Origin of the sequence: Streptomyces sp. NBC_01294, from assembly GCF_035917235.1 — a bacterium.
Lineage (GTDB): Bacteria > Actinomycetota > Actinomycetes > Streptomycetales > Streptomycetaceae > Streptomyces > Streptomyces caledonius.
The window spans coordinates 1,366,264-1,378,380 of record NZ_CP108423.1 but is presented as its reverse complement, the minus strand read 5'-3'; the positions used below and the strand labels follow the sequence as shown (position 1 = coordinate 1,378,380).

Below are 12,117 nucleotides of genomic sequence, written 5' to 3'. Positions count from 1 at the left end.
GGCCACTCCTTGGCAGATTCTGCCCCAAACGTATGTCCGAGCGACAGAACTGGCAATCGGCTGCCCCGGCGAAAGCCCTAACGTTGCGACCGAACCGGACCGGATCGGTCCGGGTCTCAGAGGCTGGAGCAATTTCCTTGGTCGCGACGCACACCCCCCGGGCGACCCTGCCTCCCGACGCGGCGGGCCCGCGGGCCGGACACCCCGGCCGTCGCGGGCTCACCCCACAGGCCGAGGGCATGCTGGCCCTCCTGGTGACCGTGGCGATCTGGGCGGCCTTCGCGCTCAGCGCCCGGGCCCTGAGCACCTCCTCCCTGCTGCCCGCCGACGCGGCCCTGCTGCGCTTCGGCGTCCCCCTCGTCGTCCTGTTCCCCGCCCTGTGGCGGCGCCGCCACCGCATCGTCGCGGTACGGCCGGGAGCCGCGGCCAAGATCATCTGTGGTGCCGGGGTGCCCTTCTTCCTGGCCGCGATGCACGGCGGCGCCCTGACCTCCGCGGCCTTCGTGGGCTCGATCGTCCCCGGCATGGTCCCGCTGTTCGTCTCCGCGATCATGATCCGCCGCGGACACGCCGTGCCCCGGGGGACGCAGGCGGTCGGCCTCGCGCTGATCGCGGCCGGCGTCGCCGCCCTCGTATGGCGCTACGTCGTCCCGGTGGACACGGACGTGCTCGCCGGCTCCGGCACCCTCCTGGTGGCCAGCGGGCTGTGGGCCCTCTACACGGTGGGACTGCGCGAGGTGGACCTCGATCCCGTCGGATCGATCGGCCTGCTGTGCCTGCCCTCCTTCGCCGTGATCGGCGTCCTGGTCCTCACCGGGGTGCTCCCGACGGGCATCGCCCACGCCGCGGGCAGCGACATCGCGCTGTTCCTGGTGGTCCAGGGGCTCGGCGTCGGACTGTGCGCGGGCCTGCTCTACGCCTTCGCCATCCGCAGGCTGGGCGCCGAGCGCAGCTCCGTCGTCGGCAGCCTCAGCCCCGTCGCCGTCGTCCTGCTCGCCATCCCGCTGCTCGGCGAGGCGCCGACCGTCGCCGTGCTCGCCGGCGTCCCCCTCATCACCGCCGGCGTCGTCCTCGCCAACCGCCGCCCACGACCCAAGGTTCCCGCAGATGCTTGAGCTCCTCCCCCCGCCGCCCACCGACCCGCTGTGGGACCTGACCTACGAGTTCGGCAGCGACGAGCGGCCCGAACGCCTGAACCTCGTCCTCGGCGTCTACCGGGACCAGACCGGCGCCACGCCCGTGATGACCGCGGTCCGCGAGGCCGAGATCCGCCTGGCGGAGCGCTCCGCGTCCAAGGAGTACCGCGGGCTCTCCGGCAACGCCGCCTTCAACCGCTCCCTGCTCGACCTGGTCCTGGGCCCCAACGGGCCGGCCGACCGGGCCGCGGCCGTCCAGACCGTCGCGGGCTCCGGCGCGCTGCGGCTGCTGGCCGACCTGATCTGCCGGACCCGCCCGGGCACCACGGTGTGGATCAGCGACCCGGCCTACGTAAACCACCGGCCCATCCTGGAGGCCGCCGGGCTGAACGTCCGCACGTACGGCTGGCGCGACGCCGCGGGCGGCTTCGACACGGCCGGCGTGCTGGCGGAGCTGGCGGAGGCGCGCCGCGACGACGTCGTCCTGCTGCAGGGCTGCTGCCACAACCCGACGGGCGTGGACCCGCTGCTGGACGACTGGGAGGCGCTGGCCGAGTCGGCCGTCCGCGGCGGCTGGGTGCCGTTCGTCGACCTCGCCTACCACGGTCTCGGCGACGGCCTGGAGGCCGACCTGCTGCCCACCCGGATGCTGGCGGCGCGCGTGCCGGAAATGCTGATCGCCGTGAGCTGCTCGAAGAACTTCGGCCTCTACAGCGACCGCGTCGGCTGCGCGATCGTGCTCGGCGCCTCGGGCCAGGCCGTACGGCATGCGGAGACGGCCCTGCAGAACGCCGCCCGGACGCTGTACTCGATGCCGCCCGAGCACGGCGCTGCCGTCGTGACCACGATCCTTGAGGACGAGGGGCTCCGTGCGTCCTGGCGGGCGGAACTCGATGTCATGCGGGGCCGGATCATGGCCAACCGGGCCGATCTGACGGCCCACTTGAGCACGCTCGGCTGCGCCGAGCAGGCGCGGTCGCTGGCGCGGCAGAAGGGGATGTTCTCGATGCTGCCGCTGACGTCGCACCAGATGCTGCGGCTGCGCAGGCAGTACGCCATCTACGGCACGACCTCGGGGCGGATCAACATCGCGGGCATCCCGGCGCACCGGATCCCCTGCCTCGCCCAGGGCATCGCCGCGGTCCTCGACCCGGCCGGCGCACCCCGCCCGGTCCAGCCGGCCTAGAGGCCACTTGACGGATCGCCGCCGGTCCCCGGCGCGCCCCCCGCCAACTCCCGGCCCCCGCCCGACGCTTAGGGTGACGTGGATCAACCCGTCGGTTGATCCGGGATCGGGGGGAGAGACCGATGGGCAACGCCACCGAGGTGTTCCAGCCGCTGCAGGCCGACGATCCGCCGGCGGTGGCGGGCTACCGGCTGGCGGCCCGGCTCGGCGCGGGCGGCATGGGCCGGGTCTACCTGTCGCACACGCAGGGCGGCCGCCCGGTGGCGATCAAGGTGGTGCGGCCGGAGCTGGCCGAGGACCCGGCGTTCCGGCGGCGGTTCCGCCGCGAGGTGGAGGCGGCCCGGCGGGTCCGCGGGGCGTACACCGCCGAGCTGATCGACGCCGACGCGGACGGGACGCCGCCCTGGCTGGCCACCCTGTACGTGCCCGGGCCCTCGCTGACCGAGGCCGTCGCCCGGCGCGGACCGCTGCCGGTGCCCGCGCTCCTGTGGCTGGTGGCGGGAGTGGCCGAGGCCCTGCAGGCCATCCACGGCTCGGGGATCGTGCACAGGGACCTGAAGCCGTCGAACGTGCTCCTGGCCGCCGACGGACCGCGGGTGATCGACTTCGGCATCTCGCTGGCGTCCGGCACCACCGCGCACACCGCCACGGGCGGCGCCATCGGCACGCCCCAGTTCATGGCCCCCGAACAGGCGTCGGCGGGCGAGGTCACCGCCGCCACCGACATCTTCGCGCTGGGCCAGACGGCGGCGTTCGCGGCGCTGGGCGAGCCGCTGTACGGAGACGGCCCCTCCGTCAGCGTGCTGTACCGGATCGTGCACTCCGCCCCCGACCTCTCCCGGCTGCCGGAGCCCCTGCGTCCGCTGATCGCCCGCTGCCTGGCCGCCGATCCGCAGGATCGTGCCACCCCGGCCGAGATCGTGGCGTGGTGCAGGCAGCGGCTGGGCAAGGACGCCGACGGGGGCGGCGGCCCGGCCGTCTGGCGCGAGGTGGCGGGGCCGGAGGCGGCGCTCCCGGCCCCCGTCCCGGATCCCACCCCGGTGCGCACGGCGCCGCTGGTCCCGCGACCGACGCAGCCGTCGGAGCTCGAGGACCCCGTACTGGTCTGGCGGCCGCCGCAGTCGGCGCCGCTCGACCCGCAGGAGCGGCGGGCGCGCAGGCGGCGTACCGCGCTGATCACCACGGCGGCGGCGACGGCGGTGGCCGCGCTGCTGGGAGGCCTGACCTGGATGGCCGTGGAGGCGGCGGACAGGGCCCGCGCCAAGGCCGACGCCACACCGTCGTCGCCCGGTCCCGGGGCGTCCGCCCGGGCGTCGACGTCCGCACAGTCGTCGGGGGCGCCCCTGGCAGCGGCGGCGACACCGGGGTCCGGGGGCCGCACCCCGGGGGCGTCGCCGTCCCCCTCGGGCACGCCCAAGCCGAAGGCCGTCCCGTACCCCGGAGTGTGGCTGGGTGAAGACAACTCGCTCTACATCAGGAACGGGAGCTTCCCCACGGACCGCAAGGGGGACATCCGCCTCAACTGCAAGGACAGCAAGACCGGTTGCACCCTGGAGAGCGACACCAGCGTGATCTCCGGCATCCCCGGCACTCCGGACGGCTCCCTCCTGGGGTGCCAGATCCTGCTCTCGGGCCCCGGTGAACGAAGCTTCCCGCTGGCCGCGGCGGCAGCCGGCAGCGGGATCTGCGTCAAGCACCCGTCGGGGGACGTCGCCCTGCTGGTGATCCAGGCCAAGGCGACCCCGGAGGTGAAGGGCGTGCCCAACTTCGTCACCGCGGACCTGACGGTCTGGCGCGCGGCCTGACGGCCCGCAGCCGGCCGCCCGCGCGCGACGCGCGCACAAGACAGTCCCCGGCAGTCGGTCGATTCCATGAGCCATCCGCCGTCGCCGATGGCTCCCGTGGTTCGACACGTGCTGCCGGGGGCCTGGCCAGAGCCTGGACAAGTGTCACGCGGGCCTGAGGACGTCTCCAGAGGCGGGTGCGGCTCTTTCCGGTGATCCGGTGTATTGATGAGTTTCCTCCCTATTTGTCCGTAGTCAAGACTTTGGCGGACGTAGTCTGAAAGAAATCCGCGTCGCGCTCGGCACGAGCCCGACGGAAGGTGTTCGCCATGACCGCAGCGCCGGTTTCACATGGTTCACGCGGGCTCGGTGCCACGGCCTGGGCGCCCGAGATGGTCACCGCCGACCCGTACAACGCCCAGACGCCGTCGGCCGCGCTCGCCGAGCCGCTCACGCCCGTGGGGGCCTTCTTCGTACGCGACCACTTCGGCAGCCCGCCGGCCACGCCCGGCCGGTGGCAGCTGAGGATCGGCGGCGCCGCGGCGGCTCCCTTCGGCATCGGCCACGACGAGCTGCTCGCGATGGAGCACCGGGAACTCGACGTCGTGGTGGAATGCGCGGGCAACGGCCGCAGCCTGATGACACCCCGCCCGCCCGGCCTGCCGTGGAGCCAGCAGGCGGTGGGCTGCGCGCACTTCGCGGGAGTCCCCTTCCGCTTCCTCGCCGACCGGGCCCGGATCGATCCGGCGGCCGTGGAGATCGTCTTCACCGGAGCCGACTCCGGCACGGTGCGCGGCCACCGCACGGCCTTCGAGCGCAGCCTGCCGCTCGCCGTGGCCCTGCACCCGGACACCCTCCTCGCCACCCGCATGAACGGCGAGCCGCTCGCCCCCGAACACGGGGCGCCCGTGCGCCTGGTGGTCCCCGGCCGGTACGCGGTCGCCGATGTGAAATGGCTGGTCGGGGCGCGGGCCGTGACACAGCCGTTCACCGGTGTCTTCCAGGCCGAGGAGTACCGGTACGTCGACTCGCGCGGCACCCCCGACGGGCCCGTGACGACCGTGCGGGTCAAGTCGCTGATCACCGAGCCGGAGCAGGACGACGCCGTGCGCCGCGGCCACGAGACCCTCGTCCGCGGCCGGGCCTGGTCGGGCGACGGGGTGCCCGTACGGCGGGTCGAGGTGCGGGCCGCCTACGAGGAGGACGACCGGGACGGGGAGCGGGGCTGGCACGAGGCCGTCCTCGATCCGCCGGCCGGCCCCTACGGCTGGACCGGCTGGTCCTACCGGTGGACGCCGCAGCAGCCCGGGCCCTACCGGCTGCTCTCCCGTGCGACCGACGCCCGCGGCGACCGGCAGCCGTCGCAGGCCCCGTGGAATGCCCATGGCTACGGCTGCAACCCCGTGGCCTGCGTCGAGGTGGTGGTCGTATGAACGCTCCAGGGGCGACGATCGAGCTCGTGACGACCGAGGCGCTCGGCGACACGGGCTACCTGCTGGTGAGCGGTGACGAGGCCGCGCTGGTCGACCCGCAGCGGGACAGCTGGGGGCTGGTCGAGTCCTGTACGGACAGGGGGGTGCGGATCCGGTACGTCCTGGAGACGCACGTGCACAACGACTACGTCTCCGGCGCCCTGGAGGTCCGCGCGGCGACCGGCGCCACCGTGGCCGCACCGGCGCGCGCGCCGTACGCGTTCGACCACCTGGCGATGGCGGAGGACGACGAGATCTCCTTCGGAGACGTGACCGTGCGGGCGATGGAGACGCCCGGTCACACCGCCGAGCACACCGCGTACCTGGTCTTCGACGGCGCGCGGCAGGCGCCGTCGGCCGTCTTCACCGGCGGCAGCCTCCTCGTCGGCAACGCCGGCCGCACCGACCTGTCCGGCAGCCACCGTACGGAGGAACTCGCCCGGGCCCAGTACCGGAGCCTGCGGCGGCTCGCGCTGCTGCCGGACGCCACCCGGGTGCTGCCGACGCACGGAGCGGGGAGTTCCTGCGCGGCCGGTCCGGTGTCGGGGGAGCGGACCACCACCGTGGGCGCCGAGCGGCGCACCAACCCCGTGCTGACCACCCAGGACGAGGAGGAGTTCGTCAGCGGGCGGCTGTCCGGCCTGCCGCCGTACCCCGCCTACTACCACCACATGGCGCCGATCAACCGGTCCGGGCCGCGGGTGCTCGGCGGACCGCCCGCGCCCCGGCCGCTGACCCCGGCCGTGGTGGAGGGGCTGGTCGGGGGCGGCGCGCAGATCGTCGACGGGCGCGACCGCGCGGCCTTCGCCGACGCCCACCTGCCCGACTCGATCTGCGACGAACTGGACGAGCGCTTCGCGAGCCTGGTCGGCGAGGTCGTGCCGTTCGGCACGCGCCTGGTGCTGGTGCTGCCGGAACCGGCAGAGGACGCGGCCCACGAGGCGATGGTCCAGCTGCTGCGGATCGGATACGAGGACGTCGCCGGGTACCTGGCGGGAGGCGTCGAGGCCTGGGCCGCGGCCGGCCGGCCGCTGCGCCGCTTCCGTACCGCGGACGTGACCCGGCTGGCCGGGCACGTCGACGGGAAGCGGGTGCTCGACGTGCGGCCGGACCGCCCGGAGGGCGGCATCCCGGGCACGCTCGCCGTGCCGCTCGCCGAACTGCCCCGCAGGATCGGCGAGCTGCCGCGGGACCGCGAGATCTGGGTGGTGTGCGGGAGCGGCCGCCGGGCGACCGTCGCGGCGGGCCTGCTCGACCGGGCCGGGATCCCGGTGACGGCGGTGACCAGCGGCGGGGTGCCGGAGCTGATGGACCACGCGTGACACCGGGTCGGCAGGGCCGACGGTCGACGGTCGGCGGCAGACGGCCCCGTCGGCTCACACACGTCGCCTGCGCGTCCGTCCGCGCGTCCGCGTCCGCATGATGCCGATCCATCATGATTTCACCCGGTCTGTGGGGTCGCAATGCGGCCCGAGCCCGTGCACCCGCCGCCCGGCGGCCGCCGGTCCGTGCGTGGCATCCGTACGCGTTCCGCCGGACACAGAGCCCCGCGCCCATGCCTCGGATAGGGTGAATCGGTAGGAATCAGGCCCCCCGGGGTGAGGTCGGTGCGTTGGACACTTACCAGTCGACGAGCGAGGTGCCGGACCAGCCGGCGGCGGCTGTCGGGTACGCCGGCGTGCTCCGCGAGCTGCTGCCGATCGCCCTGTGGCGGGAGGACGCCGACGGGCGCATCGTGGAGTGGTCGCTGGCCGCCCAGGACCTGCTCGGGCACCGCCCCGAGGACATCATCGGCCTCCTCGGCACCTCCGTGCTCGTCCCCGACGCCAACCACGAGCTCGCCGACCAGCTGACCCGGCGCGTCCAGGCGGGCGAGACGGTCGTCGGCACCCTGCCCGTGCGCCACCTCGACGGCCACCGCGTCCCGATGGAGATGTGGATCGTCCCCGCCCTCGACCCCCAGGGCCGGATGGGCGCCATGCTCATCGCCGCGGAGACCTCCGAGGTCCTCCACATGCGGGACTCGCTCGCCGCCCTCCAGAGCCTCTTCACGCAGTCGCCCATCGGCCTCGCCACCCTCGGCCCCGACCTGCGGTTCCTCCGGGTCAACGACGCGCTCGCCCGGATGAACGGCGTCTCCGCCGCCGAGCACCTCGGCAAGCGGCTCACCGAGGTGGTGCCCGGGGTCAACGCCGTCGCGCTGGAGGCGACGATGCAGCAGGTCCTCGACCGGGGCACCGCCGTCGTCGACGTCCGCCGCACCGGACGGACCCCCGCCGACCCCGAGCACGACCGGACCTGGTCCTGCTCGTACGCCCCGCTGCTGGACGGCTCCGGGCGCACCCTCGGCGTGATCGCCTCCCTCATCGACATCACCGCGAGCCAGCGGGCCCAGGCCGACGCCGAACGGGCCCAGCACGGGTTCGCCCTGCTCGCGGAGGCCGGCACCCGCATCGGCACGACCCTGGACCTCCACCAGACCGCCCAGGAGATCGTGGAGGTGCTCGTCCCGCAGCTCGCGGACTCGGCCGACGTACAGCTCCTCGAAGCCGTCCTGGGGCCCGACGAGGCGGCGGCGCCCGCGGCCTCCGCGCGCGGTGTGCTGCGCCGTCTGGCGGCCCACTTCCCCGACCCGACCGCCCCCACCGCGAGACTCGTCGCCGGGCAGACCTTCCAGATCCCCATGGGCTCGGTCTACGAGCAGGTCATCGACGAGGGCCTGCCCATGAACCTCTACCTCGCCGACATCCCGGCCCTGATCACGTCCCCGCGCGCCGACGCGCTGCGCGGATACCTCGCCACCCTGGGCTCGGCGCGCATGGTCCCGCTCGTCGCGCGCGGCACGGTGCTCGGCGCGGTCGCCGTGACCCGCACCCGCGACCGGGAGCCCTTCGACGAGCAGGACTGCGTCCTCGTCGACGAGCTGGTCGCCCGGGCGGCCCTCAACATCGACAACGCCCGGATGTACACCCGCCAGCGGCAGGCGGCCCTGACCCTGCAGCGCAGCCTCACCAACAGCGCGCTGCCCGAGGTCCCCGGCCTGCGGCTGACCGGGCGCTACCTGCCCGCCAGCGACCACGACGTCGGCGGGGACTGGTTCGACGCCATCCCGCTGCCCGGCGGCCGGACCGGGCTGGTCATCGGGGACGTCATGGGCCACGGGGTCCACGCGGCGGCCGTCATGGGACAGCTGCGGACGGCGGTACGGACCCTCGCGCGCCACGGCGTGCCCCCGGCGCAGCTGCTCCGCTCGCTCGACGCCGTGGTGGCCGACCTGGGCGAGGACGAAATGGCGACCTGCGTGTACGCCGTCCACGACGCGGCGTCGGGCGCCTGCGTGATCGCCCGCGCGGGCCACCCGCCGCCCGCCGTGGTCACCCCCGACGGGACCGTCACCTTCCTCGACGGGCCGCCCGGGACCCCGCTGGGCGCGGGCGGGCAGGACTTCCGCACCGAGGAGGTGCTGCTGCCCCCGGGAAGCCTGCTGGTGCTGTACACCGACGGCCTCATCGAGGCCCGCGACCGGGACCTCGACCAGGGCATGGGCGAGCTGGCGCAGGCCCTGCGCGGGGCCGAGCAGCCGCTGGACGCCCTGTGCGACGGGATCCTGCGGCGGCTCCTGCCGTGCGCCCAGCAGGACGACGTGGCGGTCCTGCTGGCCCGGGCCGGGCCCGTGTGACCCGGCAGGGGGCACCGGACGGGCAGGCGGGCGGAGGGGCGGAGGAGCGGACCGGCGCCGGACCCCGCGGGCTCACCAGGCCAGGTTCTCCAGCGCGTCCAGGTCCGGGGCCGGAACCTGCGGCTCCGCGCCCCCGGTCAGCGGCAGCTCGGCCCAGATGACCTTGCCGCGGTCGGTGTAGCGGGTGCCCCACCGGTCGGCGTACTGCGCGACGAGGAACAGCCCGCGCCCGCCCTCGTCGGTGGTGGCCGCGTACCGCAGGTGCGGGGAGGTGCTGCTGCCGTCGGAGACCTCGCAGATGAGACTGCGGTCACGCAGCAGGCGGACCCGGACCGGAGCGCTCCCGTACCGGATGGAGTTGGTGATCAGCTCGCTGAGGATCAGCTCGGCGGGGAAGGCGATGTCCTCCAGCCCCCACGCGGTGAGCTGCGCCGAGCCCGCGTTGCGCACCCGCGAGACGGCCGAGGCTTCGCCGGGCACCTCCCACTCGGCGATCCGGTCGGCCTCCAGCCGCCGGGTGTCGGCGATCAGCAGGGCGATGTCGTCGTCGGGCACCGGGAACAGCATCGCGGTGAGCACGTCCGCACAGGCCTGGTCGGGACTGTGGCCGGGCCGCGCCAGGGCGTCGCCCAGCAGGCGCAGACCGGTGTCGAAGTCCCGGTCACGGTCCTCCACCAGGCCGTCGGTGAACAGCACGAGCCGGCTCCCCTCGGGAAGCAGGAACTCCGTGGCCTCGAAGGGCATGCCTCCCACGCCGAGCGGCAGCCCGGTCGGCAGTTCGGGGAACTCCACGGCGCCGCCGGGACGGATCAACGCGGGCCCGGGGTGACCGGCGCTGGCCATCGCGCACCGCCCGGACACCGGGTCGTAGACCGCGTAGAGACAGGTGGCACCGGTGATCCCGGCCGGCCCGGCCACACCGGACGAGGCGCCGTCGCCGTCTTCCCCGCCTCCGCTCTCGTCCTGGTCGATCCGGTTGATCAGCTCGTCCAGGTGTCCGAGCAGCTCGTCGGGCGGCAGGTCCAGGGTGGAGAAGTTGTGCACGGCGGTCCGCAGCCGGCCCATGGTGGCCGCGGCGTGCACCCCGTGCCCGACGACATCGCCGACGACCAGCGCGACCCGGGCGCCCGGCAGCGGGATCACGTCGAACCAGTCCCCGCCCACCCCCGCCTTCGCGGGCAGGTAGCGGTGGGCCACGTCCACGGCGTTCTGGTCGGGCAGCACCCGGGGCAGGAGGCTGCGCTGCAGGGTCACGGCCGTCGCGTGCTCGCGGGTGAAGCGGCGGGCGTTGTCGATGGAGACGGCGGCGCGCGCCCCCAGCTCCTCCGCGAAGGACAGGTCCTCCTCGTCGAAGGCCTCCGGGGTGTCGGCCCGCCAGAAGTTGGCCATGCCGAGGACCACGCCCCGCGCCTGGAGCGGTACGGAGATCAATGAGTGCAGCCCGTAGTCGAGGGCCTCGCGGGTCCCGGACTCGTCCTGGGCCCGCCAGCCCATGGCCGCGTTCAGGTCGGCCGCGAGCACCGCGTGCCCGGCGTCCAGGGCGGCCGCCATCGGTGCCGTCGGCACGACGAACCGGATGACGTCGCCGACCGGCTGGAGCGGCGAGTCGGTGCGGACGCCGCTGATGGCCGCCCGGCGCATCTCGGTGTACACGCGGGTCGCCAGGGAGGGCTCGTCGCCGTGCAGGACCGGCTCCAGCAGCTCCACCGTGACGAAGTCCGCGAAGCGGGGGACGGCGACCTCGGAGAGCTCCTCGGCCGTCCGCACCACGTCCAGGGTCGTACCGATCCGCACGCCGGCGTCGTACAGCAGCTGGAGCCGGCTGCGGGCCACCTCGGCCCGCCCGGAGAGCGCGGCGAGCTCGGTGGAGTCGCGCAGGGTCACGACGCTGCCGGCGGGGCTGCCCGCGTACGGCTGGGTGGGCCGTACGTTCACCGCGAGCAGCCGGTCGCCCGCCAGGTGCACGTGGTCCGTCACGACCCGGCCCGAGGCGAGCAGCTCGGTGGTGCGCGGGTCGAGGCCGAGTTCCGCGACGGGCCGGCCCTCGGCGTCGGGGGTCAGGTCCAGGAGCCGGCGGGCCTCGTCGTTGGCCAGGACGAGCCGCTGGTCCACGCCGATGATCAGCACGCCCTCGCGCACGGCGTGCAGGACGGCCTCGTGGTGCTCGTTGATGCGGGTCATCTCGGCGGCGCCCAGGCCGCGGGTCTGGCGCCGCAGCCGGCGGCTGACCAGGGCGGCGCCGACGGTGCCGAGCAGCAGGCCGCCCGCCGCGGCGCCGAGCAGCAGCGGCAGCTGGCCCTCGACCACTTCGGAGACGTTCTCCACCTCGATGCCGGTGCCGATCAGGCCGACGATGGTGCCGTCGGCGGCCCGCACGGGGACGATGGCCCGGACGGCGTCGCTCGGCTCGCCCGTGAAGGTCTCGGTGAAGGACTGCCCGGCGAGGGCGCGGTCGAGGTCGCCGGTGGTCCGTTGGCCGATCAGCTCGGGGCGCGAGTCGGTGTAGCGGATCCCGTCGGTGCCCATCACGGCGATGAAGTCGAGGCCCGACGCCCGGCGGGCGCTCTCGGCCAGCGGCTGCAGTTCGGCGGTCGGATCCCTCGACTGCAGTGCCTGCGCGAGACCGGGGGCGTGGGCGAAGGCCTCGGCGGCCGCGAGCGAGCGGTGGCGCGCGTCGCGCTCGCTGTCGTACCGGGCCTGGACGACCAGGGCCACCGCCGCGGCGCTGATCAGCAGCACCACGATCACAGCCTGGAGGGCGAAGACCTGACCGGCGAGACTCTTCGCCCCCAAGGACAGGCGAGCGAGCAGGCGCGAGCCCCACCCGGTCGGCTGGCGACCAAAACGTCCGGTCATGAGC

7 protein-coding genes are annotated in these 12,117 nt (G+C 74.6%); 6 read left to right on the top strand and 1 reads right to left on the bottom strand.

What is annotated here, in order from left to right; all coding sequences use genetic code 11:
- The first annotated feature begins 137 nt into the window (after window positions 1–137).
- The 6 genes from OG534_RS06375 to OG534_RS06350 all read left to right on the top strand — a co-directional run bounded on the left by OG534_RS06375 (window position 138) and on the right by OG534_RS06350 (window position 9,257).
- Window positions 138–1,115, top strand: a complete 978-nt coding sequence (locus OG534_RS06375) for a DMT family transporter (protein WP_326587094.1) — start codon at window positions 138–140, stop codon at window positions 1,113–1,115.
- Window positions 1,108–2,322 carry an amino acid aminotransferase gene (locus OG534_RS06370; protein WP_326587093.1) on the top strand — a complete coding sequence of 405 codons (1,215 nt, stop codon included), beginning with the start codon at window positions 1,108–1,110 and terminating at the stop codon, window positions 2,320–2,322. The genes OG534_RS06375 and OG534_RS06370 overlap by 8 nt, the downstream gene beginning before the upstream one ends.
- A gap of 122 nt (window positions 2,323–2,444) precedes the next feature.
- Window positions 2,445–4,127 carry a protein kinase domain-containing protein gene (locus tag OG534_RS06365; protein ID WP_326587092.1) on the top strand — a complete coding sequence of 561 codons (1,683 nt, stop codon included), beginning with the start codon at window positions 2,445–2,447 and terminating at the stop codon, window positions 4,125–4,127.
- Window positions 4,128–4,435: 308 nt separating this feature from the next.
- Window positions 4,436–5,539 carry a molybdopterin-dependent oxidoreductase gene (locus OG534_RS06360; RefSeq protein WP_326587091.1) on the top strand — a complete coding sequence of 368 codons (1,104 nt, stop codon included), beginning with the start codon at window positions 4,436–4,438 and terminating at the stop codon, window positions 5,537–5,539.
- Window positions 5,536–6,900, top strand: a complete 1,365-nt coding sequence (locus OG534_RS06355) for an MBL fold metallo-hydrolase (RefSeq protein ID WP_326587090.1) — start codon at window positions 5,536–5,538, stop codon at window positions 6,898–6,900. Before OG534_RS06360 ends, OG534_RS06355 begins: the two co-directional genes overlap by 4 nt.
- 290 nt (window positions 6,901–7,190) lie before the next feature.
- Window positions 7,191–9,257 (top strand): SpoIIE family protein phosphatase, encoded by a 2,067-nt coding sequence (locus OG534_RS06350; RefSeq protein ID WP_326587089.1) that lies wholly within the window; start codon window positions 7,191–7,193, stop codon window positions 9,255–9,257.
- 72 nt (window positions 9,258–9,329) lie between these two features.
- Here the strand turns inward: OG534_RS06350 and OG534_RS06345 are convergent, their stop codons facing one another.
- Complete coding sequence (locus tag OG534_RS06345) at window positions 9,330–12,113, bottom strand: SpoIIE family protein phosphatase (protein ID WP_326587088.1); 2,784 nt, start codon at window positions 12,111–12,113, stop codon at window positions 9,330–9,332.
- Window positions 12,114–12,117: the final 4 nt, after the last annotated feature.